The 26,650-nt window shown below is 69.9% G+C and carries 22 protein-coding genes and 1 pseudogene; 5 read left to right on the top strand and 18 right to left on the bottom strand.

The window, feature by feature from the left end; translation table 11 throughout:
- Positions 1-29: 29 nt before the first annotated feature.
- Genes OG787_RS06505 through tkt form a run of 7 tightly spaced genes read right to left on the bottom strand, consistent with a single transcriptional unit; the run spans position 30 to position 8,949 of the window.
- On the bottom strand, positions 30-629 hold the full coding sequence (locus tag OG787_RS06505) for a histidine phosphatase family protein (RefSeq protein ID WP_369031772.1): 600 nt from the start codon (positions 627-629) through the stop codon (positions 30-32).
- A 6-nt stretch (positions 630-635) separates the two neighbouring features.
- Positions 636-1,514, bottom strand: coding sequence for a phosphogluconate dehydrogenase (NAD(+)-dependent, decarboxylating) (gene gnd / locus OG787_RS06500; RefSeq protein ID WP_369031773.1), 879 nt, complete (start codon positions 1,512-1,514; stop codon positions 636-638).
- A 1-nt stretch (position 1,515) separates the two neighbouring features.
- Positions 1,516-3,186: a glucose-6-phosphate isomerase gene (pgi, locus tag OG787_RS06495; protein ID WP_369031774.1), complete on the bottom strand. Its 1,671-nt coding sequence runs from the start codon at positions 3,184-3,186 to the stop codon at positions 1,516-1,518.
- On the bottom strand, positions 3,179-4,114 hold the full coding sequence (gene opcA, locus OG787_RS06490; RefSeq protein ID WP_369031775.1) for a glucose-6-phosphate dehydrogenase assembly protein OpcA: 936 nt from the start codon (positions 4,112-4,114) through the stop codon (positions 3,179-3,181). Before opcA ends, pgi begins: the two co-directional genes overlap by 8 nt.
- Complete coding sequence (gene zwf, locus OG787_RS06485; RefSeq protein WP_405534537.1) at positions 4,111-5,709, bottom strand: glucose-6-phosphate dehydrogenase; 1,599 nt, start codon at positions 5,707-5,709, stop codon at positions 4,111-4,113. The genes opcA and zwf overlap by 4 nt, the downstream gene beginning before the upstream one ends.
- Positions 5,706-6,854, bottom strand: coding sequence for a transaldolase (tal, locus tag OG787_RS06480; RefSeq protein WP_405534536.1), 1,149 nt, complete (start codon positions 6,852-6,854; stop codon positions 5,706-5,708). Before tal ends, zwf begins: the two co-directional genes overlap by 4 nt.
- 19 nt (positions 6,855-6,873) lie before the next feature.
- Entirely contained in the window at positions 6,874-8,949 is a 2,076-nt protein-coding gene (tkt, locus tag OG787_RS06475) for a transketolase (protein ID WP_369031778.1), read from the bottom strand.
- A gap of 156 nt (positions 8,950-9,105) precedes the next feature.
- Here tkt and OG787_RS06470 point away from each other — a divergent pair, with 156 nt between their 5' ends.
- Positions 9,106-10,020, top strand: coding sequence for a helix-turn-helix domain-containing protein (locus OG787_RS06470; RefSeq protein WP_369031779.1), 915 nt, complete (start codon positions 9,106-9,108; stop codon positions 10,018-10,020).
- Between the two features lie 60 nt (positions 10,021-10,080).
- Here the strand turns inward: OG787_RS06470 and OG787_RS06465 are convergent, their stop codons facing one another.
- The 9 genes from OG787_RS06465 to OG787_RS06425 all read right to left on the bottom strand — a co-directional run bounded on the left by OG787_RS06465 (position 10,081) and on the right by OG787_RS06425 (position 21,399).
- The gene (locus OG787_RS06465; protein WP_405534535.1) at positions 10,081-11,472 is read right to left on the bottom strand and encodes a glycoside hydrolase family 16 protein; all 1,392 of its coding nucleotides are present in this window, start codon (positions 11,470-11,472) and stop codon (positions 10,081-10,083) included.
- Between the two features lie 168 nt (positions 11,473-11,640).
- A complete protein-coding gene (locus OG787_RS06460) occupies positions 11,641-12,888 on the bottom strand; it encodes an Ig-like domain-containing protein (protein ID WP_405534534.1) in 1,248 nt (415 codons plus the stop codon).
- A gap of 171 nt (positions 12,889-13,059) precedes the next feature.
- Positions 13,060-15,162 (bottom strand): MMPL family transporter, encoded by a 2,103-nt coding sequence (locus OG787_RS06455; protein ID WP_405534533.1) that lies wholly within the window; start codon positions 15,160-15,162, stop codon positions 13,060-13,062.
- Positions 15,163-15,294: 132 nt separating this feature from the next.
- Positions 15,295-15,963 (bottom strand): response regulator, encoded by a 669-nt coding sequence (locus OG787_RS06450; protein ID WP_369031783.1) that lies wholly within the window; start codon positions 15,961-15,963, stop codon positions 15,295-15,297.
- A gap of 4 nt (positions 15,964-15,967) precedes the next feature.
- Positions 15,968-17,188, bottom strand: a complete 1,221-nt coding sequence (locus tag OG787_RS06445) for a sensor histidine kinase (RefSeq protein ID WP_369031784.1) — start codon at positions 17,186-17,188, stop codon at positions 15,968-15,970.
- Positions 17,189-17,340: 152 nt separating this feature from the next.
- Positions 17,341-18,084, bottom strand: a complete 744-nt coding sequence (locus tag OG787_RS06440) for an IclR family transcriptional regulator (protein WP_405534532.1) — start codon at positions 18,082-18,084, stop codon at positions 17,341-17,343.
- Complete coding sequence (locus tag OG787_RS06435; protein WP_405534531.1) at positions 18,081-19,475, bottom strand: prolyl oligopeptidase family serine peptidase; 1,395 nt, start codon at positions 19,473-19,475, stop codon at positions 18,081-18,083. Before OG787_RS06435 ends, OG787_RS06440 begins: the two co-directional genes overlap by 4 nt.
- A complete protein-coding gene (locus OG787_RS06430) occupies positions 19,472-20,779 on the bottom strand; it encodes an MFS transporter (RefSeq protein ID WP_405540433.1) in 1,308 nt (435 codons plus the stop codon). The genes OG787_RS06435 and OG787_RS06430 overlap by 4 nt, the downstream gene beginning before the upstream one ends.
- 194 nt (positions 20,780-20,973) lie before the next feature.
- The gene (locus OG787_RS06425) at positions 20,974-21,399 is read right to left on the bottom strand and encodes a MarR family winged helix-turn-helix transcriptional regulator (protein ID WP_369031787.1); all 426 of its coding nucleotides are present in this window, start codon (positions 21,397-21,399) and stop codon (positions 20,974-20,976) included.
- 207 nt (positions 21,400-21,606) lie between these two features.
- Here OG787_RS06425 and OG787_RS06420 point away from each other — a divergent pair, with 207 nt between their 5' ends.
- The 4 genes from OG787_RS06420 (at position 21,607) to OG787_RS06405 (ending at position 25,535) form a co-directional block, all read left to right on the top strand.
- Positions 21,607-22,524: an SDR family NAD(P)-dependent oxidoreductase gene (locus OG787_RS06420; RefSeq protein WP_369031788.1), complete on the top strand. Its 918-nt coding sequence runs from the start codon at positions 21,607-21,609 to the stop codon at positions 22,522-22,524.
- Between the two features lie 2 nt (positions 22,525-22,526).
- Positions 22,527-23,411 carry an amidohydrolase family protein gene (locus OG787_RS06415; protein ID WP_235473674.1) on the top strand — a complete coding sequence of 295 codons (885 nt, stop codon included), beginning with the start codon at positions 22,527-22,529 and terminating at the stop codon, positions 23,409-23,411.
- A 48-nt stretch (positions 23,412-23,459) separates the two neighbouring features.
- Positions 23,460-24,968: an o-succinylbenzoate--CoA ligase gene (menE, locus tag OG787_RS06410; RefSeq protein WP_405534530.1), complete on the top strand. Its 1,509-nt coding sequence runs from the start codon at positions 23,460-23,462 to the stop codon at positions 24,966-24,968.
- A gap of 111 nt (positions 24,969-25,079) precedes the next feature.
- The gene (locus OG787_RS06405; protein ID WP_405534529.1) at positions 25,080-25,535 is read left to right on the top strand and encodes a MaoC family dehydratase; all 456 of its coding nucleotides are present in this window, start codon (positions 25,080-25,082) and stop codon (positions 25,533-25,535) included.
- Here the strand turns inward: OG787_RS06405 and OG787_RS06400 are convergent.
- Together OG787_RS06400 and OG787_RS06395 are read right to left on the bottom strand one after the other, a co-directional pair.
- On the bottom strand, positions 25,526-26,374 hold the full coding sequence (locus OG787_RS06400) for a PaaX family transcriptional regulator C-terminal domain-containing protein (protein ID WP_369031790.1): 849 nt from the start codon (positions 26,372-26,374) through the stop codon (positions 25,526-25,528). The two genes, OG787_RS06405 and OG787_RS06400, sit on opposite strands and share 10 nt — an antisense overlap.
- A gap of 32 nt (positions 26,375-26,406) precedes the next feature.
- A pseudogene (locus tag OG787_RS06395) lies at positions 26,407-26,604 on the bottom strand (hypothetical protein); the annotation flags it as partial.
- Positions 26,605-26,650: the final 46 nt, after the last annotated feature.

The raw sequence follows: 26,650 nt of genomic DNA, 5'->3' as shown, positions 1-26,650 counted from the left end.
ACTTCAGCCCGCCGATCCGAACGTTCGGCTCAACCAGCCGATCCCTGGCGGGAGTTCCACTCCGCGACCACCGGACGGTCGTGCTCCGTGGAGAGCCTGCTGACCGTGGCCGTGGCGAGCTGGAACAGCCTTCCGTCGGCGGCCGGCAGCCCGAGGTAACGGGCTGTCAGCACGCGCAGGAAGTGCCCGTGGGCCACCAGGACCACGTCACCCTCTTCGAGTGCGTCCTTGAGGTGGGTCAGGACGCGGTCCGCGCGCCGGCCCACCTCGTCGGGCGACTCGCCCGGGTGCCCGTCCGGGCCCGGCGTGACGCCGTCCGTGAACAGGTACCAGTCGGGCCGGGTGCGATGGATCTCGGCGGTCGTCACACCCTCGTACCCGCCGTAGTCCCACTCGTGCATGTCGGGGTCGGTCAACGCCCCGGACAGGCCCGCGAGTTCGGCGGTGCGGACCGCGCGGCGGAGCGGGCTGGTCAGGACGCGCGCGAAGATCCGTCCGGCGAGGAGCGGAGCGAGGGACTTGGCCTGTTCCTCGCCGTGCGGGGTGAGGGGCAGGTCGGTCCAGCTGGTGTGCCGGCCCGACGCGCTCCACTCCGTCTCGCCGTGGCGGACCAGGAGAAGGTCACCCACGGCTTTCTACTCCTTGGACTCGACGGCGTGACCGCCGAACTGGTTGCGCAGCGCCGCGATCATCTTCATCTGCGGGGAGTCGTCCTGCCGGGACGCGAACCGGGCGAAGAGCGAGGCCGTGATCGCGGGCAGCGGCACCGAGTTGTCGACGGCCGCCTCGACCGTCCACCGGCCCTCGCCGGAGTCCTGCGCGAACCCGCGCAGCCGCTCCAGGTGCTCGTCCTCGTCAAGGGCGTTGACCGCGAGGTCGAGCAGCCAGGACCGGATGACCGTCCCGTCCTGCCAGGACCGGAAGACCTCGCGCACATCGGTGACGGAGTCGACCTTCTCAAGGAGTTCCCAGCCCTCGGCGTAGGCCTGCATCATGGCGTACTCGATGCCGTTGTGGACCATCTTCGAGAAGTGCCCGGCGCCCACCTTGCCCGCGTGGACATAGCCGTACGGGCCCTCCGGCTTCAGCGCCTCGAAGATCGGGTGGAGCCGCTCGACGTGCCCCTTGTCGCCGCCGACCATCAGGGCGTAGCCGTTCTGGAGGCCCCACACACCGCCGGAGACACCGGCGTCGACGAAGCCGATGCCCTTGGTGCCCAGCTCTTCGGCGTGCTTCTCGTCGTCCGTCCAGCGGGAGTTGCCGCCGTCGACGACCGTGTCGCCGGACTCCAGCAGCTCGCCCAGCTCGTCGACGACGGACTGGGTGGCGGCACCCGCCGGGACCATCACCCAGACCACGCGCGGCGCTTCGAGCTTCTCGACCAGTTCGGCGAGGCTCGCCACGTCGGAGACCTCGGGGTTGCGGTCGTAGCCGATGACGGTGTGGCCGGCACGGCGGATGCGCTCGCGCATGTTGCCGCCCATCTTGCCGAGACCGATCAGACCAAGCTGCATGTCAGTTCACTTCCTGAGCGTGACGAAGAGTGCGGTACGTGGCCACGAGGGCGGCGGTGGAGGAGTCGAGGCCGGGAACATCGGCCCCGGCGGTGAGCGCGGGTTCGATCCGCTTGGCGAGGACCTTGCCCAGCTCGACGCCCCACTGGTCGAAGGAGTCGATGTTCCAGACGGCGCCCTGGACGAACACCTTGTGCTCGTAGAGGGCGATCAACTGGCCGAGCACGGACGGAGTCAGCTCGCGCGCCAACACGGTCGTCGTCGGGTGGTTGCCCTGGAACGTCTTGTGGGCGACCAGTTCCTCCGGGACCCCTTCGGCCCGAACCTCCTCCGGTGTCTTGCCGAAGGCCAGCGCCTGTGTCTGGGCGAAGAAGTTGGCCATCAACAGGTCGTGCTGCGCCTTGAGTTCGTCGCCCAGCTCGGCGACCGGTTCGGCGAAGCCGATGAAGTCGGCGGGGATCAGCTTCGTCCCCTGGTGGATCAACTGGTAGTAGGCGTGCTGCCCGTTGGTGCCGGGCGTGCCCCAGACCACCGGTCCGGTCTCCCACTCCACCGGCAGCCCGTCACGGTCGACCGACTTGCCGTTGGACTCCATGTCCAACTGCTGCAAGTAGGCCGTGAACTTGGAGAGGTAGTGCGAGTACGGCAGTACGGCGTGCGACTGGGCGCCGAGGAAGTTCCCGTACCAGATCCCCAACAGGCCCAGCAGCAAAGGCGCGTTGGCCTCCGCCGGGGCCGTCCGGAAGTGGTCGTCGACCAGCGCGAACCCGTCCAGCATCTCGCGGAAGCGGTCCGGGCCGATGGCGATCATCAGCGACAGGCCGATCGCCGAGTCGTACGAGTACCGTCCGCCGACCCAGTCCCAGAACTCGAACATGTTCGCCGTGTCGATCCCGAAGTCGCCGACCTTGTCGGCGTTCGTCGACAGCGCCACGAAGTGCTTGGCGACCGCCTTCTCCTCGCCGCCGAGACCCGCGAGGAGCCAGGAGCGGGCCGAGGTGGCGTTGGTGATCGTCTCGATCGTCGTGAACGTCTTCGAGGCGATGATGAAGAGCGTCTCCGCCGGGTCCAGGTCCCGCACGGCCTCGTGCAGGTCTGCGCCGTCGACGTTCGACACGAACCGGAACGTCAACTCCCGTGCGGTGAAGGCCCGCAGAGCCTCGTACGCCATCGCGGGACCGAGGTCCGAGCCGCCGATGCCGATGTTGACGACGTTCTTGATCCGCTTGCCGGTGTGCCCGGTCCACTCGCCGGAGCGCACCCGGTCCGCGAAGGACGCCATCTTGTCCAGGACCGCGTGCACGGCCGGTACGACGTTCTCCCCGTCGACCTCGACGACCGCGTCGCGCGGTGCCCGCAGCGCGGTGTGCAGCACCGCGCGGTCCTCGGTGATGTTGATCCGCTCGCCCCGGAACATGGCGTCCCGCAGCCCGAACACATCGGTGGCGGCGGCGAGTTCCTGGAGGAGGGCGAGGGTCTCGTCCGTGACCAGGTGCTTGGAGTAGTCGATGTGCAGATCGCCGACCCGCACGACGTACCGCTCCGCGCGCCCGGGATCGGCGGCGAACAGCTCACGCAGCTGCGGCTGGGGGAGCGCGTCGGAGCGGTGGTCCTCCAGCGCGGTCCACTCGGGGCGCCGGGTGAGCCTGGGGGAGTCAGAGGAGTCAGACATGGCTGGGGGTCTCCTTGGTGCCGTTGCCCCGCAGCGCGACGGCGTACATCTCGTCGGCGTCGAGGCGGCGCAGTTCCTCGGCGATCAGTTCGGAGGTGGGGCGCACCTTCAGCGCGAGGGTGCGGGAGGGCTGGCCGGGCAGGGTGAGCGTCGCGAGCGGGCCCTCGGGCCGGTCGATGACGATCTCGCCCTTGTCGGTGCCGAGGCGGACGGCCGTGACGACCGGGCCCGGGGTGACGACCCGGTCCACCTTGACCTTCAGGCGGGCGCCGAGCCAGCGGGCCAGCAGTTCGGCGCTCGGGTTCTCGGCCTCGCTCTCGACGGCCGCCGAGATGATCTTCGTACGGGCCTGGTCGAGGGCTGCCGCGAGCATCGAGCGCCACGGGGTGAGGCGCGTCCACGCCAGGTCGGTGTCGCCGGGCGCGTACGACCGCACCCGGGCCTCCAGCGCGATCAGCGGCTTCTCGACCGCGTACATGTCGGTGATCCGGCGCTGGGCCAGGGCGCCCAGCGGGTCCTTGGCGGGCACCTCGGGGGCGTCCACCGGCCACCAGACGACGACCGGCGCGTCCGGCAGCAGCAGCGGCAGGACGACCGAGTCGGCGTGGTCGGACACCTCGCCGTACGTCCGCAGGATGACCGTCTCGCCGGTGCCGGCGTCCGCGCCCACCCGTACCTCGGCGTCGAGGTGGGAGTTGGTGCGGTCGCGCGGGCTGCGGGCGTGCCGCTTGATGACGACCAGGGTGCGCGAGGGGTGCTCGTGCGAGGCTTCCTCGGCCGCCTTGATCGAGTCGTAGGCGTTCTCCTCGTCCGTGACGATCACCATCGTCAGGACCATGCCCACGGCAGGGGTGCCGATGGCGCGTCGCCCCTTCACCAGTGCTTTGTTGATCTTGCTTGCCGTGGTGTCGGTGAGGTCGATTTTCATGGCCTGCGCCAGCTCCGTCCGTCTCGTGCGAGCATCTCGTCGGCTTCCTGCGGGCCCCAACTGCCCGAGGCGTACTGCGCGGGCCTGCCGTGCGTGCCCCAGTACTCCTCGATCGGGTCGAGGATCTTCCAGGACTCTTCCACTTCCTGGTGACGGGGGAACAAATTGGCGTCGCCGAGCAGGACGTCCAGGATGAGCCGTTCGTACGCCTCCGGGCTGGACTCCGTGAAGGACTCGCCGTAGGCGAAGTCCATCGTGACGTCCCGGATCTCCATCGACGTACCCGGGACCTTGGAACCGAAGCGCACGGTCATGCCCTCGTCGGGCTGGACGCGGATGACGATCGCGTTCGCGCCGAGTTCCTCGGTGGCCGTCGAGTCGAACGGGGAGTGCGGGGCGCGCTGGAAGACGACCGCGATCTCCGTGACCCGGCGGCCGAGCCGCTTGCCGGTCCGCAGATAGAACGGGACGCCCGCCCAGCGGCGGTTGTCGACCTCCAGCTTGACGGCCGCGTAGGTGTCGGTGCTGGACTTCGGGTTGATGCCGTCCTCTTCGAGATAGCCGAGCACCTGCTCACCGCCCTGCCAGCCGCCCGCGTACTGCCCGCGCACGGTGTGCTCGCCCAGGTGTTCGGGCAGCTTCACCGACTTCAGGACCTTGAGCTTCTCGGTCAGCAGCGAGTCGACGTCGAAGGCGAGCGGCTCCTCCATGGCGGTGAGGGCCATGAGCTGGAGCAGGTGGTTCTGGATGACGTCACGGGCCGACCCGATGCCGTCGTAGTACCCGGCCCGGCCGCCGATGCCGATGTCCTCGGCCATCGTGATCTGTACGTGGTCGACGTACGACCGGTTCCAGATGGGCTCGTACATCTGGTTGGCGAAGCGGAGCGCCAGGATGTTCTGGACGGTCTCCTTGCCGAGGTAGTGGTCGATCCGGAAGACCTGCTCCGGGTCGAACACGTCGTGCAGCACCTTGTTCAGCGCGCGGGCGCTCTTCAGGTTGTGCCCGAACGGCTTCTCGATGACCGCGCGCCGCCAGGAACCCTCCGGCGCCTTCGCCAGCCCGTGCTTCTTCAGCTGCTGGACGACCTTGGGGAAGAACTTCGGCGGTACGGAGAGATAGAACGCGTAGTTGCCGCTCGTGCCCCGGGACGCGTCCAGTTCCTCGACCGCCGAGCGCAGCTGCTTGAACGCCTGGTCGTCGTCGAAGTCGCCGGGAATGAACCGCATGCCCTCGGCGAGCTGCTGCCAGACCTCCTCGCGGAACTCCGTACGGGAGTGCTCGCGCACCGAGTCGTGGACGATCTGCGCGAAGTCCTCGTCCTCCCAGTCCCGGCGGGCGAACCCGACGAGCGAGAAGCCCGGCGGCAGCAGACCACGGTTGGCGAGGTCGTACACGGCCGGCATCAGCTTCTTGCGGGACAGGTCACCGGTCACCCCGAAGATGACCAGCCCGGACGGCCCCGCGATCTTGGGGAGCCGGCGGTCGCCGCGGTCGCGCAGCGGGTTCTCCCAGTCGGCGGCTGCCTCGACAACTGCTTCGATGCCGGCGGTCGCCTCGATGTCGGCGGCCGGCAGAGTCGGTGCCTCGGTCATTCCCCGTCAACTCCCTTGCTGTTCAGCGACTTCGTCACGGCGTCGAGCAGGTCGTTCCAGGCGACCGCGAACTTCGCGACGCCCTCGTCCTCCAGCTGCTTCACGACCTCGTCGTACGAGATCCCGAGACCCTCGACGGCCGCGAGATCGGCACGGGCCTGGGCGTAGCCGCCGCTCACCGCGTCGCCGTGGATGTCACCGTGGTCGGCGGTGGCATTGAGGGTGGCCTCCGGCATGGTGTTGACGGTGCCGGGCGCGACCAGCTCGTCGACGTACAGGGTGTCCTTGTACGCGGGGTCCTTGACGCCGGTCGAGGCCCACAGCGGACGCTGCTTGTTGGCGCGGGCGCCGCCCAGGGCGGTCCAGCGGTCACCCTCGAAGACATCCTCGTACGCCTCGTACGCGAGCCGCGCGTTGGCCAGCGCCGCCTTGCCCTTGAGGGCGAGGGCATCGGCAGTGCCGAGGGCCGTCAGGCGCTTGTCGATCTCGGAGTCGACACGGGAGACGAAGAAGGAGGCGACGGAGTGGATGTCCGCCAGGTCGAGGCCCTTGGCCTGCGCCTTCTCCAGACCGGCCAGATAGGCGGCCATGACCTCGTTGTAGCGCTCCAGGGAGAAGATCAGCGTGACGTTGACGCTGATCCCGAGGCCGATGACCTCGGTGATCGCCGGGAGACCGGCCTTCGTCGCCGGGATCTTGATCATCACGTTGGGGCGGTCGACCAGCCAGGCCAGCTGCTTGGCCTCGGCGATCGTCGCCGCCGTCTCATGGGCGAGCCGCGGGTCGACCTCGATCGAGACCCGGCCGTCCCGGCCGGCCGTGGCGTCGTACACCGGGCGCAGGATGTCGGCGGCGGCGCGGACATCGGCGGTCGTCATCATCCGTACGGCCTCGTCGACCGTGACCCTGCGCGCGGCCAGGTCGGCGAGCTGCTCCTCGTACCCCTCGCCGGAGCCGATGGCGGCCTGGAAGATCGACGGGTTGGTGGTCACGCCGACGACGTGGTGGGTGTCGATGAGGCCGGCGAGGTTGCCGGACGTGATGCGCCCCCGGGACAGGTCGTCCAGCCAGATCGAGACGCCCTCGTCGGAGAGGCGCTTGAGTGTTCCCGCGGTGGTGGTCGTTTCGGTGGTCACTATGATCATCTTCCTTCTGGCGAACGGATCAACCGCGGGCGGCGGCGAGTGATTCCCGCGCGGCCTGGGCCACGTTCTCGGGGGTGAAGCCGAACTCGGCGAACAGGGTCTTGGCGTCGGCGGAGGCGCCGAAGTGTTCGAGGGAGACGATGCGTCCGTTGTCACCGACGTACCGGTACCAGGTGAGACCGATCCCGGCCTCGACCGCCACGCGTGCCTTCACGGACGGCGGCAGGACACTCTCCCGGTACTCGCGCGGCTGCTCCTCGAACCACTCCACGGACGGCATCGACACCACGCGGGTACCCACACCCTCGGCTTCCAGCGCTTCGCGGGCGGCGACGGCGAGTTGGACCTCGGAGCCGGTGGCGATCAGGACGACGTCCGGGGTTCCGGTGGAGGCCTCGCGGAGGACGTAGCCGCCCTTCGCGGCGTCCTCGTTCCTGGCGTACGTCGGTACACCCTGACGGGTGAGGGCGAGGCCGTGCGGGGCCGGGTGGGTGGCGTGCCGCCTGAGGATCTCGGCCCAGGCGACGGACGTCTCGTTGGCGTCGGCCGGGCGGACGATGTTCAGGCCCGGGATCGCGCGCAGGGAGGCCAGGTGTTCGACCGGCTGGTGGGTCGGGCCGTCCTCACCGAGCCCGATGGAGTCGTGCGTCCAGACGTAGGTGACGGGCAGCTGCATCAGCGCCGACAGCCGTACGGCATTGCGCATGTAGTCGGAGAAGACCAGGAAGGTGCCGCCGTAGATACGGGTGTTGCCGTGCAGGGCGATGCCGTTCATCTCGGCGGCCATCGAGTGCTCACGGATACCGAAGTGGACGGTACGGCCGTAAGGGTCCGCCTCCGGCAGCGGGTTGCCCGCCGGGAGGAAGGAGGACGTCTTGTCGATCGTCGTGTTGTTGGAGCCGGCCAGGTCGGCCGAGCCGCCCCACAGCTCGGGCAGGACCGGGCCGAGGGCCTGGAGCACCTTGCCGGAGGCCGCGCGGGTCGCGACGGACGTGCCCTCCTCGAACACCGGCAGCGCGTCCTCCCAGCCCTCGGGCAGCTGACCTGCGACGACCCGGTCGAACAGCTGCGCCCGCTCGGGGTTGGTGCCGCGCCACTCGGCGAGCCGCTTGTCCCAGGCCGCGTGCGCCTCGGCGCCCCGGTCGAGGGCCTGGCGGGCGTGGGCGAGGACTTCGTCGGCGACCTCGAAGGAGAGCGACGGGTCGAAACCCAGCAGACGCTTCGTGGCCGCGATCTCCTCGGCGCCGAGGGCCGAGCCGTGGGAGGCCTCGGTGTTCTGGGCGTTCGGGGCGGGCCAGGCGATGATCGTGCGCATCGCGATGATCGAGGGGCGCGCGGTCTCGGCCTGCGCCTCCTTGAGCGCCGTGTACAGCGCGCTCACGTCGATGTCGCCGCCGAGTTCGGGCTCGATCCGCTGGACGTGCCAGCCGTACGCCTCGTACCGCTTGAGCACGTCCTCGGAGAACGCCGTCGCCGTGTCGCCCTCGATGGAGATGTGGTTGTCGTCGTAGACGAAGACGAGGTTGCCGAGCTTCTGGTGGCCGGCGAGCGAGGAGGCCTCGGCGGAGATGCCCTCCTCCAGGTCGCCGTCCGAGACGATCGCCCAAATGGTGTGGTCGAACGGAGACTCGCCCTCCGGTGCCTCGGGGTCGAAGAGGCCGCGCTCGTAACGGGCGGCCATCGCCATGCCGACCGCGTTGGCGACGCCCTGGCCGAGGGGCCCGGTGGTGGTCTCGACGCCGGCCGTGTGGCCGTACTCGGGATGACCCGGGGTCTTCGAACCGTGCGTCCGGAAGGCCTTGAGGTCGTCCAGCTCCAGCTCGTACCCGGACAGGAACAGCTGGGTGTAGAGGGTCAGCGAGGTGTGCCCCGGGGAGAGGACGAAGCGGTCGCGGCCCGTCCACTCGGGATCCGCGGGGTCGTGTCGCATCACCTTCTGAAAGATCGTGTACGCGGCGGGGGCCAGGCTCATCGCCGTGCCGGGGTGCCCGTTGCCGACCTTCTGCACGGCGTCAGCTGCGAGTACACGGGCCGTGTCGACGGCACGTCGGTCGAGATCGGTCCACTGGAGGCTGTCGGATGTCTGCGTACTCATCTTCAAGAAATCCTCGATAGGGCGGTGCGAACCGCTACGAAGTGCTCGGGCGTGTTCAAATTTAAAAGTCTGACTTTTACGGGGCCAGGTGCCTGTGTGTCACCCTTTGGTGAAAGTGGGACACGGACAGCGGGGCCGAGTCGGCAAGAGAAGGACATGGCGGACAGAACAACCCAAGGCGCCGGCCAGGACACTCTCCGGGACGGCGACGGCATCAGGACGTTTCCCTTCCCGGTCGGGCTGAGCGTCCTGGGCGTGGGCATGCAGGTCGGCCCGATGTCACCCGACCGCACCTGGCACGAGGACGACGCCCCGCTGGAGCGCGTCCATCGCATCGACTTCCACATCGTGATGCTGTTCGACGAGGGCCCGGTCACCCACATGATCGACTTCGCCGAGTACGAGGTGGCGGCGGGCGACCTGCTGTGGATCCGCCCCGGTCAGGTCCACCGCTTCTCCCGCACCAGCGGGTACCACGGCACCGTCCTCACCATGCAACCCGGCTTCCTGCCCCGCGCCACGGTCGAGGCGACCGGCCTCTACCGCTACGACCTGCCCCCGCTGCTCCGCCCGGACGCTCCCCGACTCGCGGGTCTCCAGGCGGCCCTGGCGCAACTGGGCCGCGAGTACGAGGACACGGCGACCCTCCCGATAGGTGTGCACACCTCGGTGCTGCGCCACTCCCTCACGGCGTTCCTGCTGCGCCTCTCCCATCTCGCGACGAGTTCGGCGGAGGCGGCGCGCGGCCGGACGGACACCACGTTCACCCTGTTCAGGGACGCGGTCGAGAAGGGATTCGCGACCAATCACAGCGTCAGCGCGTATGCCGACGCGCTCGGTTACTCCCGGCGCACCCTTGTCCGCGCGGTGCGCGCCGCGACCGGTGAGACGCCCAAGGGGTTCATCGACAAGCGCGTGGTCCTGGAGGCGAAGCGGCTGCTGGCCCATACCTCCCTGCCGATCGGGCGGGTGGGCGTGGCCGTCGGCTTTCCCGACGCGGCGAACTTCTCCAAGTTCTTCCAACTCCACACGGGGACCACGCCGGTGGCGTTCCGCACGGAACTGCGCTGAGCGAACAAGGGAGGAGGGGCGGACCTGGTGGCCCGCCCCTCCGGCAATGCAACAGTCGTATCAGTGACCGAAGTTGAACCAGTTCACGTTCACGAAGTCCTGCGCCTGGCCGCTGGTGAAGGTCAGATAGACGTCATGCGTGCCGGTGACGGAGCTGATGTTCGCCGGTACCGTCCGCCAGCTCTGCCAGCCGCCCGTGTTGCCGATCGAGAAGCTGCCGATCGGGGTGTTCGTACGGCTGTCGAGCCGCACCTCGACCAGCCCGCTCACGCCCGAGCCCGCACCGCTCGCGACTCTGCCGACGAACTGGGTGGCCGCCGTGGAGCCGAAGTTGACGCCCTGGTAGAGCGCCCAGTCGCCGTTGGCGAGCGAGCCGATGTTCTGGCCGCCGCCGGTGTCGGTGGTGGTCTCCGTGAGGGTGCCCGACTGGCTGTTGTACGACTCGGCCTGGATCGCGCTGTACGCGTCCCGGGAGCCGGTGGGCGGGGGAGTGGTCGTACCGCCGCCGGTGGTCGACTGGAGCACCTGGACGTAGTCGACGACCATCGGGCGTCCGGAGACCGTGTTGGCGTCCGGGCCGCCGCCGAACGCGGCCGGGAAGGCGCCGCCCATCGCCACGTTCAGGATGATGAAGAAGCCGTGGTTCGTGGCGTTCGACCAGGTCGTCGCGTCGACCTGATTCGCGGTCACCGTGTGGTAGTTCGTGCCGTCGACGTAGAAGCGGATCGCCTCCGGGCTCACCGAGCGGTCCCACTCCATGCTGTACGTGTGGAAGCCGGCCTGACAGGTCGTGCCGGAGCAGGTGGTCGTACCGCCGAGGCCGGTCGTCTCGTTGCAGGGGCCGCCCGGGCTCGTCCCGCAGTGCATGGTGCCCCAAATGGTGTTGAGGCCCTGGGTGTTCTCCATGATGTCCAGCTCGCCGACGCTCGGCCAGTTCTGGTAGTTGCCCCGGTAGGGCGCACCCAGCATCCAGAACGCGGGCCAGTAGCCGAGCGCGGAAGCGCCGGTGACGTTCGGTACCTGGAGGCGGGCCTCGACGCGCAACTTGCCGCCCGCCGGGGGCTGGAAGTCGGTGCGGTTGGTCTCGATGCGGCCCGAGGTCCAGTTGCCGGCGGAGTCGCGGATCGGGGTGATCCGGAGGTTTCCGCTGCCGTCGAGCGAGACGTTGTTGGTGCTGTTCGTCATCGTCTCGATCTCGCCTGTGCCCCAGTTGGCGGGCCCGCCGGGATACGAAGTCCCGGTCGCGTACTGCCAGTTGGTGGTGGAGACGCCGGTCCCGGCGGTGCCGTTGAAGTCGTCGACGAAGACCTGCGTCCAGCCGGTGGGGGGTGTGGGCGCGGAGGCGTCGGCGGGGAGGGTGGCCGCCGTCGCCACGGCGGCGGCCAGACCGAGGGTGCTCAGGACGGCGACGAGAGCCCGTCGCCGTCTGGGTATGCCGGAGGTTTCACTCATGGGGGTGCCTCTCGGGTACGGAGAAGTGAGCGCGGGTGTCCTTGAGAACGCTTGAGAGCGCTCTCAAAGTGGGCCCAATGTGCTCTCCGGTACCGGGGCCGTCAAGACTTAAAGCAGGGAAAGTCCTTTCCGGGTACGGAAGTTCACGTCATGAACACCGCATACGTGCTAAACCGCGCTGCCCGCCTTCCAGTCCGCCCAGGACAGGTTCCAGCCGTTGAGGCCGTTCGCCGGGTCCACCGTCACCTCGCCCGAGTTCTTGACGATCACCACATCCCCGAGCATGGAACTGTCGTAGAACTTGTAGCCCGGCACCGAGGTGTCGTTCGCCCCCTTCGTGTCGTGCAGGCCGACGCAGCCGTGGCTGGTGTTGGTGCTGCCGAACACCGAGGTCGAGGCCCAGTAGTTGCCGTGCACGAAGGTGCCGGAGGTGGTCAGGCGCTGGGCGTGCGGGACGTCGGAGATGTCGTACTCGTCGCCGAGCCCGACCGTCGACGACTCCATCCGCGTCTGCTTGAACCGCTCGCTGATCACCATGATCCCGGACCACGTGGTGTGCTCGGCGTCACCGCCGGAGACGGGATAGGTCGCCGTGGTCGCGCCGCCCCGCTGGACGGTCATGGTCTTCGCGGCCAGGTCGACCGTGCTGATCTGCTCGCGGCCGATGTGGAAGGTGACGTCCTTGGACTGGGTGCCGTAGACCCCGTCCGCGCCCTCGACGTCCTTGAGCCGCAGCCCGAGCGTGATCTTCGTACCGGCGGCCCAGTAGGTCTCCGGCCGGAAGTCGAGCCGGGTGTCGCTGAACCAGTGCCCGACCACCTCGACGGCCGGTTCGGCGGTCACGGTGATCGCCTTCTGGACGGCGGCCCGGTCGGTGACCGCCTCCGTGAAGTTGATCGACACCGGCATGCCGACACCGGAGGTGGAGTCGGCCTCCGGCGTGAAGTACCCGACGAAGGTCGCGGAGGGCGAGGCGGTGGTGAAGGTCGCGGTGTGCGTGGCGGCGTCGGTGACCTGCGCCGACACCTTGTACGTCGTCCCGGAGTACGGGTTCCCGGTGGACGTCCACTTCGTACGGGCCGCGTCGAGGGCCCCGGCCAGCACGCTGCCGTCGCCGCCGGTGACCGTGACGGAGGCGAGGGTGCCGTCGGTGACGGTGACCTCGACGGGGGCGGCGAAGTCGGCGTGCTGGGTGCCGTCGGCCGGGGTGACGGTGACGACGGCCTTCCTGGCGGCCTTCGCGGAGGCGCTCGCGCTCGCCTTGGTCGCCGCCGAGGCGTCGGCGGAGCTGCTGCAACCGGTGAGCACGGCGGCGGCCGGTACGGCACCGAGGACGGCGAGGATCCCGCGTCGGGACCAGTTGGCAGGCCCCTGCCCGCTCGGCTCGGACGGGTTCGATATGTGCGGAACGCCCACGGCACGCCTTTCTGAAACGACCAGGAGTGATCGATGCTGCGCGTGCATGGTGCGCTTTCTGTATGGGTTTGTTCTTTGAAACGGGGGCTCGCCGTCTGAGATTCAGGTAAGGACGCCAGAGCGCGCCAAGGGGGCGGCCCCTGGCGAGGGACCGCCCCGCACCCCGGGGGCTCAGGCGTCGGCCGTCACCCGCTCCGGGGCCGGCGCCTCCTCGTGCAGTCCGAACCGGTCGTGCACGCGGCGCAGCGGCGGCGGCGCCCACCAGGCCCGGCGTCCCAGGAGCGCCATGGTCGCCGGCACCAGGAGCATCCGTACGATCGTCGCGTCGATCAGCACGGCCAGCGTCAGCCCGAGCCCGATCTGAAGGATGGGCGCGAAGCCGCCCGTCATGAAGGCGCCGAAGACGACGGCGAGCAGCAGCGCGGCGCAGGTGACGACGCGGCCGGAGCGGCGCAGCCCGGTCACCACGGCCTCACGGTCGTCACCGCTCCGGGCGCGGGCCTCGCGCATCCGGGCCAGGATGAACAGTTCGTAGTCCATGGCCAGCCCGAAGGCGATGGCGATGATCAGCGGCGGCGCGGTCAGGCTGAGCGAGCCCAGTTCCTCGGAGCCGAGGAGCCCGGCCAGATGCCCGTCCTGGAACACCCAGACCACCACGCCGAGCGCGGCGCCGAGGCTGAGCAGGGTCGTGGCGATGGTCCGCAGCGGGATCAGCACCGACCCGGTGAAGGCGAACAGCAGCGCGAAGATCCCGATCAGGACGGTGACGGCGGCCCAGGGCCCCCGGTCGCCGAGCATCTCCCGGAAGTCGACCAACTGGGCTGCTGGACCGGTGACTTGCACGGGCTCGGGACCGCGTACGTCCCTGATCCGCTGGACGAGATCGGTTGCGGCCTTCCCGTCGACGCTGCCGCCCGGCTGGAGTTCCAGCACGGTCGTCCCACCGGGCAGCGTACGGGCCCGGGTGGTCGGCGAGAGGGCGCTGATCCGGTCGGCGGTCGCCGGGTCGGCGCCGGGCTTCACGACGACGGTGATGGGCGTGACCCCGACACCGGGCGGGAAGTGCGTCCGTACGGTGTCCTGCAACTGGCGCGCCTCGCTGCTGGTCGGCAGCTGGGTAGCGTCCCCGAGGTTGATCTTCATGCCGGTCACGGGCAGCGCGAGGACGAGCAGCACGGGTACGACCGCCACGAGCACGGCGACCGGACGGCGCGCGGCGAAGGTGGCGAGCCGGGCGAACACCTTGCCCTCCTCACCGTCGGCCCGCACCTTGGCCGGGGCGATCTTCGCGCCGAACCGCGTCAACAGGGCGGGCAGCAGGGTGAGCGCGGCCAGCATGTCGACGACGACCACGGCGGCCACGGCCAGCCCCATGCTGCGCAGGAAGGTGCTCGGGAAGACCAGCAGCCCGGTCAGACACACGGCGACGGTGAGTCCGGAGAACAGCACGGTCCGTCCGGCGCGGGTGACGGTTCGGTGCACGGCCTCGACGACGTCGTCGGTGTGCCGGCGCTCCTCCTTGAACCGGACCACCATCAACAGGGCGTAGTCGACGGCGAGTCCGAGCCCCAGCATGGTCGTCACCTGGATGGCGTGCACGGAGATGTCGGTGACCTGGCTGAAGAGGAACAGCGCGAGAAACGCGCCCGCGATGCCACTGACGGCGACGAGCAGGGGCAGCCCGGCGGCCCGCAGCCCGCCGAAGATGAGGAACAGGAGCACGAGCACGACCGGCAGGGAGATCAACTCGGCCTTCTTGACGTCTTCTTGGGCCTGCCCGCCCAACTGCTTCCCGAGCAACGGCCCGCCGCTGACATGTACTTCGGGCGCGTCGATCGCTTCGATCCGATCGACGGCCGAGTCGATGACGGAGTCCTCGGCATCGTCGTCGAGCCCGCTCTTCAACGTGACGGGGATGATCACGGCCCGTCCGTCCTCGGCGACGAGCCCCTCGGTGACATACGGATCGGGCACGGTGGCGACACCGTCGACGGCCCGCAACTCGGCGACGGCCCGCTCGACTTGGGCCCGCAGCCCAGGATCGGACACGGCGAGTCCGGCGACGACACCGGTGAGGGTCTCCCCGGTCGGGGACACCCCGTCGAGATAGGCGGCGGCCACCTCGGACTCGGTCCCCGGAACGTCCGGAACATCGTCGGACAGCTTGCCGAAGACACCGGTCCCGAGACCGAACCCCAGCAGCAGAAAGAGCACCCAGACGGCAATGACGGTGAGCGGGCGGCGAGTTGTCGCCCGGGTGACGGTGGCGAGCACGGTCCCTCCCACGGGATCGGTGGACTTGGTGTCACCGAACAGGCTGCTGCCGGGCGGGGGATGGGGGGATCGCCGGGGGGAGGGGTTTCGAGGGCTCGCCCGCAGGAGCGAGGTGGGGGTCCGTCTCACTCCCTAGGGGGAGCCCGGCGCCACCAACCCCGTCTCGTACGCGCAGATCACCGCCTGCACCCGGTCCCTGAGTCCCAGTTTGCTCAGCACGTTGCTCACATGCGTCTTGACGGTGTGTTCGCTCACGAACAGGGTCGTCGCGATCTCCGCGTTGGACAGGCCGCGCGCCAGGAGCCGCAGGGTCTCCTCCTCGCGCCCGGTGAGGATCTCCAGGCGCTGTGGAGTCGGCTCGGCGGTGGCCTTCTCGCGGCGGCTGCGGACGATGTCCGCGACCAGGCGGCGGGTCACCGTGGGGGCCAGGAGGGAGTCGCCGGCCGCCACCACTCGTACCGCGTGGACCAGGTCGTCGCGGCGGACGTCCTTGAGGAGGAAGCCGCTGGCGCCCGCGTACAGGGCCTCGTAGACGTACTCGTCCAGGTCGAAGGTGGTCAGCATGACCACCTTGCAGGTGGACTGTGCGCACACCCGGCGTGCCGCCTCCAGGCCGTCCATGCCGGGCATCCGGATGTCCAGGAGGACGACGTCGGGGGTGTGGCGGACGACCGCTGCGACGGCCTCGGCACCGTCCCCGGCCTCCGCGACCACCTCGATGTCCTGCTGCGCCTCCAGGATCATGCTGAAGCCGCTGCGGACGAGTTCCTGGTCGTCGGCGACCACCACCCGGATGCTCATCGCATCACCCGGGGGCCGTCTGCCGGTCCGCGGCGGTCGGCAGGCGGACGACGACGCGGAAGCCGCCACCCGGGCCGGGGCCCGCGGTCGCGCTGCCCCCGCAGGCGGCGGCCCGCTCCCGGATGCCGATCAGACCGTGGCCGCCCCCGTGCGCGTCCTGCTCCGGGCCCCGCCCGTCGTCCGTCACCGTCAGCTTCAACTCGTCTTCCCCCCAGTCGAGTTCGACCCGCGCGCTCGCAGCGTACGCGTGTTTCACCGTGTTGGTCAGGGCTTCCTGGACCACGCGGTAGGCGGCCACCTCCGTGTCCGGGGGGAGGGGGCGGGGGGTGCCTGTCGTGAGCAGTTCGGTGCGTAGAGCGGTGGAGTCCCGTACTTGTTGGATGAGGGTGGGCAGGGATGCGATGCCGGGTTGTGGGAGGTGGCGTCCGGTCCCGTTCCGGGTTCTCTTCCTGTCCTCGTCTTCATCCTCCTTCAACACCCCGAGGATCAGCCGCAGTTGCCGCATCGCGTCCCGGCCGGCCCCTGCGATCGCGTCGAAGGCCGCCTCCGCGCGTTCCGGATCGCTGCGTACGACGACGGGTCCGGCCTCCGCCTGTACGACCATCAGGCTCACCGCGTGGGCGAGGATGTCGTGCATGTCGCGGGCGATGCGGGCCCGCTCCTGGGCCAGGGCGCGAGCCGTGTCGGCGGCTCTCTCCCGCTCCAGCCGGCGGGCACGGTCCTCCACGGCGGCGGTGTAGGCGCGTTGTACGCGGGTCAGCACGCCGAGGCCGTACGCGCAGCCCAGGCTGGTCAGATGGAAGGCGTACTCGAAGGGAAGAGCGTTCTCCTTGTGCTGCATGACCAGGATGCCGCCGGTCACCCAGCCCACGAGCATGGAGCGGCGCTGCCAGGGCGGGGCCTGGGAGGCCATGGTGAACAGGACCACGAGGCCGGCGTACTCCACGTCGGGCGGCGGCGCGTGGTAGACGGCCATCGCCGGGGTGGCCACCGAGACCGCGCAGGCGCACGCGAAGGGGGCTCGGCGGCGCCATACCAGGGGGAGTGCGGTGGCTGCGGCGAGGAGCCAGCCCTGCCAGGTCAGTTGGTCGTCCCCTTCGTCAGGGAACATCCACTGGAGGGAAGCGGCGAAGAGGACGAGGGCTGCCAGGGCGGAGTCGACGGCGTAGGGGTTCGCTGTGCGTAGGCGGGCCAGGGCTGATGAGGGCCAGGTGAGTGGAGGCATGTCGGCTCCTTCGGGGCAAGGGGCCGGGTCAGTATCGCTGGGGGTTTGTGGGTGTGTCCTCGCCGGTGTGGGGGATTTCGGGTGCGGGTTCGATGGGGGCTGGTCGCGCAGTTCCCCGCGACCCTTGAGGGAGGGGAGCTTCGCCCCCTCCCTCAAGGGCGCCAGCCCAGGGCTCGGGAGATGCCTCTTGCCGCCAGTCTTACCGCCGGGACCAAGACCGGTACCTGGGCGTCTGATTGGGGGACCACGATCGATACCGCTGCCACCACCCCGCCGGTCTGTCCGCGTACCGGGGCCGCCACCGACAGGGCGTCGTCCGTCACCTGGCGGCTGCTTATCGCCACGCCCGTGCGGCGGACCTCGGCCAGGACTCGGCGGAGTTTGGTCGGGTCGGTGATCGTGTGGGGGGTGAAGGCAGTCAACGGGCCTTCGCAGTAGGTCTGTTGGAAGTCGGCGTCGCTGTGGGCGAGGAGGACGAGGCCGACGCCCGTGGCGTGCAGGGGCCAGCGGGCACCTACCCGGATGTGGACGCCGACCGCCGAACGGCCCGACAGCCACTCGATGTAGACGACCTCGCCGCCGTCCCGTACCGCCAACTGCACGTTCTCGTGCGTCGCTTCGTACAGGTCCTCCAGATAGGGGAGGGCGATCTGGCGCAGGGCCAGGCCGCGTGGGGCGAGTGCCGCTACCTCCCACAGACGGAGGCCGACGTGGTAGACGCCGGCCTCGTCCCGCTCCAGGGCGCCCCAGTCGGTGAGGGCGCCCACGAGGCGGTGGGTGGTGGTGAGGGTCAGCCCGGCCCGCCGGCTGATGTCCGTGAGGGACAGCGCGGGGTGCTCGTGGTCGAAGGCGCTGAGCACGGACAGCAGCCGGTCGGGCGCGGAGCGGGTGGTCATGGGCGGGCAGCTCCCGGGGGCGTGGAGGGGTGGGTGCGGGCCACGTCGTACGGGCGTGGGTACTCCGTCGGGCGGTACGTCACGTAACGCCCCTCCGTCGCCGGATCCGCCTGCTCCGCACGGGAGTTGAGGGCGGTCGCCGACGTGTCCCAGTGGCCCGTGTCCAAGCGGTCCTCCAGGGCGTGTACGGCGGCGACGGTCTCGCCGGTGGTGAACGTGCAGTGGCCGGGGCCGTCGACGTAGGCCTGGCTCAGCAGCGTGCCCGAGCCGCCCGCGGTCGCCGCCCGCCGGTAGGCGCTCTCCGCCTGGACGGGGATCAGCGCGTCGCCGGTGGTGTGGATGTTGAGCTGGGGATCGGTGAGGCGGCCCGTGAACGCGCTGGTACGGCTCATCCATGCCGTCGCCTCGGCGTCCGCGGTGATCCGGGGGGCCTTGTTCAGCGTCTTCAGGTCGTCGCGCAACGAGAGTCCCGCCTCCTTGTACAGCTCGGTCACCTCCTTGTATACCGAGGACCGGTGCAGCATCAGGGTGTAGTCGACGCCCGTGTTCCAGGACGGGTTGCCGCCGGCCCGGGATTCCGCCTCCTGGCGCCAGCTGAACGCGGGCAGCCGGATCAGGCCGGAGACCGCCGCGTACTGGTTGGCCTGCTGGCCGGCCCAGTCCGTGGGGCCGGGGACGGGCTGCGAGGCGTCGTTGTAGCCGGGGATGTTGTGCAGGGCGGCGGCGAGCGCGATCCGGGCCCGGCCCTCCTGCGTCTGCTGGGCTGCGGTCACCTTCGTGGCGAGCGCCCCGGCGGCCGACTGGGCGGCGGCCTGGTCGGCGAATCCGGTGAGCTGGATGCCCGAGTCGGGGGCGAGGAGCGTACGCAGGGCGAAGACCGGGTCGAGCGTGCTGTTCCAGTTGGCGACGCCGCCCTGCACCAGACCGCAGATCGACAACGAGCCGTCGAAGCGGTCGGCGTGCCGTTCGGCCAGGGTCGTCGTCACGAAGCCGCCGTACGACTGGCCCCAGGCAAGTGTTCGCCGGGCCTCGCCGAAGCGTGCCGTGAACAGGTCGAGCGTGGCCAGCTGGTCCGGCACGGCGTCGGTGACGGCCCACCCGGTCGTCGCGTACGAGGACCCGATGAGCGCGTACCCGGAGTCGAGCAGTTCCTGCCGTACGTCCGAACTTGGCGTGTTCTGGGCCGGGTTGGGGGATCCGGCGGGGCGGTAGCCATGGCTGAACAGGAGCACCGTCCCGTTCCAGTCGGCCGGCATCTCCATCAAGTAGGCGGCACCGGAAGGCAGTTGGCCCTCCACTCGCTCGGCGGCGGTCGTCGTGGCTGCCTGCGCGGAGACCAGAGGCGTGGCGAGTAAGGCCGCGGCGAGGAGGACGAGCACACGGGAGTTCACGGGCGGATCCCTTCGGGAGTGGGGGTTTCCTGGGGGAGGGCGGGGGAGTCGAGCGTGTCGGTGTTGGTCTCGCGCATCCGCCAGACGGTGACCGCGGTGATCGCCGCGCCGCCGCACAGCAGCAGCGAGACGGGCGTACTGCCGCCGCCGTTCGAGGCGAGCAGGCTGCTCGCGACCAGCGGTGAGAACCCGGCGCCGACCAGCGTCGCCGCCTGATAGCCGAGCGAGGCGCCCGTGTAGCGGACCTCGGTGCCGAACATCTCGGAGAACAGGGCGCCCAGCGGCCCGTACATCGTGGACTGCGCGATGCCGTGACCGAGGACCAGCGCGAGGATCAGCAGGCCGGGCGAGCCGGAGTCGACCAGCGCGAGGACGGGGAAGGCGAGCACGGCCGACGCGACGGCACCGGCGAGGACCACCGGGCGGCGGCCGACGCGGTCGGTGAGCGCGGCGGCGGTGGGCAGGACGACCAGCGCCACGCAGGAGGCGATGGTCACGGCCGTGAGGACCTGCGGCCGGCTGTACCCGTTGCCGGTGGCGTAGGAGATCATGAAGCCGGTCAGCAGCGACTGGGCGGTGAAGGCGCCGATGCCGACGCAGCAGGCGAGCAGGACCGGCTTCGGGCGGCGCAGCACCTCGAGGATCGGAGGGGTGGCGGACCGCTCCCGCCTGCCCTCGGCGAACAGCGGGCTCTCCGCGACCCGCAGCCGGACGAACATGCCGACGCCCAGCAGCACGAAGCTGAGCAGGAACGGTACGCGCCAGCCCCAGGAGCGGAACTGGTCGTCGGGGAGCGTGGCGACGAGGGTGACCACTCCGGCGGAGAGCACGGAGCCGAGCGGGGCGCCGAGCTGGGTGAAACTGGACCACAGGCCGCGCCGGGAACCCTGGGTCCGTTCGGCGTGCTCGACGACCATGAGGGTCGCGCCGCCCCACTCGCCGCCGATCGCGAGCCCCTGGACGACGCGGAGGGCGACCAGCAGGACCGGGGCCCAGACGCCGATCGCGTCGTACGTCGGCAGCAGTCCGATGAGGAAGCTGCCGCAGCCCATCAGGGTCATCGTCAGCAGCATCATCGACTTGCGGCCGAGCCGGTCGCCGAAGTGGCCGAAGACGATGCCGCCGAGCGGCCGGGCGACATAACCGGCGGCGAAGGTGCCGAACGCGGCGATCGTGCCGACGGCGGGGTCGGCCTGGGGGAAGAACAGTTCGCCGAAGACGAGCGCGGCGACCGTGCCGTACACGAGGAAGTCGTAGAACTCGACGGTCGTGCCGAGCAGGCCGGAGAGCGCTACGCGGCGCAACTCCCTTGTGTCCGGCTGAAGTTGGGGGGCGGAGCCGGGGGACGAGCGGGATGGCTGCACGGGAAGCTCCCTGATGCCGATGCCGTGGGGGACGTCACCGGTGGGGAGACCGTACCGGTGCCACGGTGAAGTTAGGCAACAGTCATGCGGCAGTCAATAACTTGCACAACATTGATTGCCCCGCATCACCCGCGTCAGCCGAGTCCGTCCTCCGCGATCCGCTGGAGCAGGGTGTGCAGGGAGTCGCGTTCGGCCTGGTCGAGCGGGCCCAGCAGGTCGTTGGTCACGCGCTGGCCGGCCTCGTCGGTGTCCCGGAGGAAGGCGCGGCCGTCCTCGGTCAGGACGACGATCCGGCTGCGGCGGTCGTCGGGGGAGGGGCGGCGCTCGGCGAAGCCCTGCTTCTCCAGGTCGTCGACCAGGCCGACGATCGCGGACGGGTCGTAGCCGAGCCGCGCGCTCAGCTCGCGCTGGAGCGCGCCCTCGGAACCGGCGAGGAAGCGCAGCACCGCGTAGTGGCGCAGCCGCAGCCCCGACTCCTGGAGGAACGTGTTGAACAACTGCCCCGAGCGCAGCCCCAGGCGGTACAGCAGATAGCCCGTGTCGGCGTGCAGCCCGCGCATCCACGGCTCGTCCGCGTCGATCGGGTTCGGGTTCGTGACGTCCTGGCGTGTGATGGCGGGCTCCCTGGGTCGGTCTGTCCTGCGCAGATTCCAGCATGACGCACCCGTATGTCATCAACAACTATTGACGTCAACAATTATTGCTCCTAACTTCGATCTCGAAGCCGCACCCCTTGTGAAGCCGCACCCCATGTGAAGGGACACCTCGTGCCCAGCATCGATCTGACCGGCAAGGTCGCCGTCGTCACCGGCAGTGGCCGTGGCCTCGGCCTCGCCTACGCGCACGCTCTCGCCGCCGCAGGCGCCTCCGTGGTCGTCAACGACATCGACGAGAGCGTGGCCGAGCAGGCCGTGAAGTCCATCACCGCGGCGGGCGGCACCGCCGTCGCCGAGGTGGTTCCGGTCGGTACGACCGAGGCCGCCGAGCGGCTCGTGAACCGCGCGGTCGAGGAGTTCGGGCGCCTCGACATCCTGGTCACCAACGCGGGCATCCTGCGCGACAAGGTGCTGTGGAAGATGTCCGACGACGACTTCGACGCGGTGATCACCACCCACCTCAAGGGCACCTTCACCTGCGCCCGCGCCGCCGCCGTACGGATGCGCGAGCAGGGCGAGGGCGGCACGCTGATCCTGGTCGGCTCCCCGGCCGGCCAGCGCGGCAACTTCGGGCAGACGAACTACGCCGCCGCCAAGGCGGGCATCGCAGCCTTCGCCCGCACCTGGTCGATGGAGCTGGGCCGGGCGAACATCACCGTCAACGCGATCGTGCCGGTGGCCGCCACCGCCATGACCGAGACGATCCCCGCCTTCGCGCCGTACGTCGAGGCACTGAAGAACGGCGAGCCGTTCCCGGCCTTCCTGCGCAAGGGCGAGGGCTTCGGCACCCCCGAGGACTGCGCGGCCCTCGTCCCGTTCCTCGCCTCCGAGGCCGCCCGGGGCATCACCGGCCAGGCCATCGGCATCGGCGGCGACAAGGTGGCACTCTGGTCGCATCCGCAGGAGATCAAGACCGCGTACGCCGACGGCGGCTGGACCCCGGAGTCCCTGGCCGACGCCTGGCCCACCTCGGTCGGCGCCGAACTCCAGTCGGTGGGCATCCCCGCCCCCAAGTTCCCGGAGGCGTAACCATGGCGAACCTCAACGTCGAGGAACTCGTCGCGATCGACGTCCACACCCACGCCGAGATCTCCTCCAAGGGCACCTCGTCCCTGGACGACGACCTCCACGACGCCTCGTCGGCCTACTTCAAGGTCGAGGGCAAGCGGAAGCCGACCCTGGAGGAGACCGCCGCGTACTACCGCGAGCGGAAGATGGCCGCCGTCATCTTCACGGTCGACGCCGAGTCCGCGACCGGCACCGAGCCCGTCCCGAACGAGGAGGTCGCCGAGGCCGCCGCCGCCAACCCGGACGTGCTGATCCCCTTCGCCTCCATCGACCCGTTCCGGGGCCGGGCGGGCGTGAAGCAGGCCCGCCGTCTGGTCGAGGAGTACGGGGTCAGGGGCTTCAAGTTCCACCCCAGCATCCAGGGCTTCTTCCCCAACGACCGCTCGGTCGCGTACGAGCTGTACGAGGTGATCGAGGAGACCGGCACGATCGCCCTCTTCCACACCGGCCAGACGGGCATCGGGGCCGGAGTCCCCGGCGGCGGCGGAATCCGCCTGAAGTACAGCAACCCGCTGCACGTGGACGACGTGTCCGCGGACTTCCCCGAGATGAAGATCATCCTGGCGCACCCCTCCTTCCCCTGGCAGGACGAGGCGCTCGCCGTCGCCACGCACAAGCCGGGCGTGCACATCGACCTCTCCGGCTGGTCGCCGAAGTACTTCCCGCCGCAGCTGGTGCAGTACGCCAACACCCTGCTCAAGGACAAGGTCCTCTTCGGCTCGGACTACCCCGTGCTCACCCCGGACCGCTGGCTCGCCGACTTCGAGAAGCTCCCGATCAAGGACGAGGTCAGGCCGAAGATCCTCAAGGAGAACGCGGCCCGCCTGCTCGGCCTGACGAAGCCATGAGTCAGTGATCCGTATCTCGTAACCCGTAACTCGTAGAGGGGCGCAACGATGCGCAACGAGGGACTGGGGTCTTGGCCCGCCCGCCGGGCCCGCAAGACCCCCCAACGCACCGCCCTGATCCACGGCGACACCACGCTCAGCTACGCACAGCTGTACGAGCGCACCACCCGCCTCGCACACGCCCTGCGCGAGCGGGGTGTGCGCCGCGGTGACCGGATCGCCTATCTGGGCCCGAACCACCCCTCCTACCTGGAGACACTGTTCGCGGCGGGCACGCTCGGCGCGGTCTTCGTACCGCTCAACACCCGCCTCGCCGGCCCGGAGATCGCCTACCAGCTCGCCGACTCCGGCGCCAAGGCCCTCGTCTACGGCCCCTCGCACGCCGGTCTCGTCGCCGGACTGCCGGGCAACACGGACGTGCGTACGTATGTCGAGGTCGGCGCCGAGTACGAGGCGGCGCTCGCCGGTGCCTCCGTCGAGCCGATCGACGCGCCCGTCACCGCCGACGACACCTGCATCATCATGTACACCTCGGGCACGACGGGCCGGCCCAAGGGCGCCATGCTCACACACGGCAACCTGACCTGGAACGCCGTCAACGTCCTCGTCGACCAGGACGTCATCACCGACGAACGCGCCCTGGTCTCCGCCCCGTTGTTCCACACGGCCGGGCTGAACATGCTCACCCTGCCCGTGCTGCTCAAGGGCGGACTGTGCGTCCTGGTCGAGTCCTTCGTGCCGGAGGACACCTTCGACCTGATCGAACGGCACCGGATCACCTTCATGTTCGGGGTGCCGACGATGTTCGACCAAGTGGCGAGACATCCGCGCTGGGCCGACGCCGACCTGTCCTCGCTGCGCATGCTGTCCTGCGGCGGCTCACCGGTACCGACCCCGCTCATCGCCAGGTTCCAGGAGCGCGGGCTCACCTTCCTCCAGGGCTACGGCATGACCGAGGCCTCGCCCGGGACCCTGTTCCTGGACGCCGAGCACGCCGTCAGCAAGGCCGGGTCGGCGGGCGTACCGCACTTCTTCAGCGACGTGCGGGTGGTACGGCCGGACCTCACCCTCGCGGAGGTCGGCGAGCCCGGCGAGATCGTGGTCCGGGGCCCGCATGTCATGCCGGGCTACTGGGGGCTGCCCGAGGAGACGGCCGCCACCTTCACGGACGGCTGGTTCCGCAGCGGGGACGCCGCCCGGATCGACGAGGACGGATACGTCTTCATCGTCGACCGCATCAAGGACATGATCATCTCTGGCGGGGAGAACATCTACCCCGCTGAGATCGAGGATCTGCTCCTGGCCCACCCCGACATCGTCGAGTGCGCGGTCATCGGCGTCGCCGACGAGAAGTGGGGCGAGGTGCCGCGCGCGGTCGTCGTGCTCCGCGAGGGCGCGGCCCTGGACGCCGACGAGGTACTGGCCTCGCTGTCCGGCCGGCTCGCCAAGTACAAGATCCCGAAGTCGGTCGTCCTCGCGGACGAACTCCCCCGCACGGCTTCCGGAAAGCTCCTCAAGTCCCGTGTGCGCAAGGCCTACGGCGCGGGTGCCCCGTAAGGGGCGCGGGGCAGTATCCAATCTGCGGCTCCGCCGCGCGGGCGCGACCAGCCCCCACCGGCCCGCGGACAAGACACTCTCTCAGCCCAACTCCCAGTCAAGGAACACAACATGAGCATCACCGTCAACGGCATCGACGAACTCAAGAAGCTCGCCGGCAGCGACCTCGGCACGAGCGAGTGGATCGAGGTCACACAGGAACGCATCAACACCTTCGCCGACGCCACCGGCGACCACCAGTGGATCCACGTCGACCCGGACAAGGCCGCCGAGGGCCCGTTCGGCGCCCCGATCGCGCACGGCTACCTCACCCTCTCCCTCTTCATCCCGCTCTTCACCGAACTGCTGGACGTCCAGGGCGTCACCACGAAGGTCAACTACGGCCTCAACAAGGTGCGTTTCCCCTCGCCCGTGAAGGTCGGCTCGAAGATCCGCCTGGTCGGCAGGCTGGCCGACGTCGAGGACGTGCCGGGCGGGGTGCAGATCACCGTCGACGGCACCATCGAGATCGAGGGCGCCCCGAAGCCGGCGGCGGTGCTTCAGAGCCTGTCCCGCTTCTACGCCTGATCCGAGTCGCTGTCCGCATCCCCGCGTACGGGCACCAGGTCGAGAAGGCGTTCCGAGGCGTCCTGGGCGAGCGGTGTGAGTCGTTCGTACACCGTCCGGAACGTCTTCTCGGCCGGTTCCGCCGGCCAGCCGTCCGGGAGGTGCTTCACCGGGAGGCGCGGATCGCGGCGGATGATCCCCAGCCACTCGGCCTGGAGGACCAGGCGCAGGGAGAGGGCGTCGTCCGCCGCCGGCAGTTCCGCCTCCCAGGGCTGCCACCGCCGTACGAACGCCTCGTAGCGCGCGGCCAGTTCGGACAGTTCCCAGGTCTCCTCGATCATCGCGCCGATGTCCATGCCCGAGTCCGCGTGCGCCCGGAACACCTTCACATGGGCGGACAGGCCGAGTTCGGCCACCAGGGCGGCGACATCGACCTCGCCCGGCGCGATCCACAGCCCGTTGAACAGCGGGCCGAAGCCGCTCCACGTCAACTGCGAGCGCAGATCGTGGCGTTGGCGCTGCCAGGACTCCGGGAGGGAGAAGCCGAGCAGCGTCCAGGTGCCGTCCCACTGCCGGTTGACCGCACCCGTGTGCCAGATGCGCCGCTCGCCGTCGCCCAGCACGTCCGCCGAACGCCCGGTCAGTCCGAAGTACATCCGGCGGCCCTCGCGCTGTCGGCGCAGCAGACCGCGGCTCACCATCCGGGTCAGCGTCGAGCGGGTCGCCTGTTCGCCGACGCCCGCCCGCGCGAACACGTCGATGACGCTGCCCGAGTAGACACAGACGTCACGCCCGAGCACCTGGTCGCCCAGGAACGTCAGCATCAGGGACTGCGGCCGCAGCGACTCTTCGGTGGTCACGCGGTCAACGGTACGCCCCGGCGATCAGTACGTCAGCCCGTGACCTGCTGGTACGAGTAGACGGTGGTCGCCAGTGCGCAGATGCCGGGCTGGACCACCTCGGCGCGCAGGGTGCCGCTGTTCACGTCGTAGTCGACGCCCTCCGCCTCGTACGCCGTCCCCGTGCAACTGCTGCGCTGGGGGAGCGCGAACAGGCTGGTCACATGGCCTGTGACCGGCTGTCCGTCCACCGCGCGCGAACGCCCCCGAAAGGCCTAATAACGTTACCAGGGACAG

Origin of the sequence: Streptomyces sp. NBC_00075 (assembly GCF_045041225.1) — a bacterium.
Classification (GTDB): Bacteria; Actinomycetota; Actinomycetes; order Streptomycetales; family Streptomycetaceae; genus Streptomyces; species Streptomyces adonidis.
Note: the sequence above shows the minus strand (reverse complement) of the source record. Positions and strands in the feature narration are given on the sequence as shown.

Excerpts from the sequence above, each read along its gene's own strand:
- OG787_RS06405 (WP_405534529.1), top strand. The coding sequence starts at position 25,080 with ATGAGCATCACCGTCAACGGCATCGACGAACTCAAGAAGCTCGCCGGC.
- OG787_RS06465 (WP_405534535.1), bottom strand. The coding sequence starts at position 11,472 with ATGAGTGAAACCTCCGGCATACCCAGACGGCGACGGGCTCTCGTCGCC.
- gnd (WP_369031773.1), bottom strand. The coding sequence starts at position 1,514 with ATGCAGCTTGGTCTGATCGGTCTCGGCAAGATGGGCGGCAACATGCGC.
- OG787_RS06425 (WP_369031787.1), bottom strand. The coding sequence starts at position 21,399 with ATGCGCGGGCTGCACGCCGACACGGGCTATCTGCTGTACCGCCTGGGG.
- OG787_RS06450 (WP_369031783.1), bottom strand. The coding sequence starts at position 15,963 with ATGAGCATCCGGGTGGTGGTCGCCGACGACCAGGAACTCGTCCGCAGC.
- zwf (WP_405534537.1), bottom strand. The coding sequence starts at position 5,709 with ATGACCGAGGCACCGACTCTGCCGGCCGCCGACATCGAGGCGACCGCC.
- OG787_RS06440 (WP_405534532.1), bottom strand. The coding sequence starts at position 18,084 with ATGACCACCCGCTCCGCGCCCGACCGGCTGCTGTCCGTGCTCAGCGCC.
- pgi (WP_369031774.1), bottom strand. The coding sequence starts at position 3,186 with ATGTCTGACTCCTCTGACTCCCCCAGGCTCACCCGGCGCCCCGAGTGG.
- OG787_RS06470 (WP_369031779.1), top strand. The coding sequence starts at position 9,106 with ATGGCGGACAGAACAACCCAAGGCGCCGGCCAGGACACTCTCCGGGAC.
- tkt (WP_369031778.1), bottom strand. The coding sequence starts at position 8,949 with ATGAGTACGCAGACATCCGACAGCCTCCAGTGGACCGATCTCGACCGA.
- menE (WP_405534530.1), top strand. The coding sequence starts at position 23,460 with ATGCGCAACGAGGGACTGGGGTCTTGGCCCGCCCGCCGGGCCCGCAAG.
- OG787_RS06445 (WP_369031784.1), bottom strand. The coding sequence starts at position 17,188 with ATGCCTCCACTCACCTGGCCCTCATCAGCCCTGGCCCGCCTACGCACA.
- OG787_RS06415 (WP_235473674.1), top strand. The coding sequence starts at position 22,527 with ATGGCGAACCTCAACGTCGAGGAACTCGTCGCGATCGACGTCCACACC.
- tal (WP_405534536.1), bottom strand. The coding sequence starts at position 6,854 with ATGATCATAGTGACCACCGAAACGACCACCACCGCGGGAACACTCAAG.
- opcA (WP_369031775.1), bottom strand. The coding sequence starts at position 4,114 with ATGAAAATCGACCTCACCGACACCACGGCAAGCAAGATCAACAAAGCA.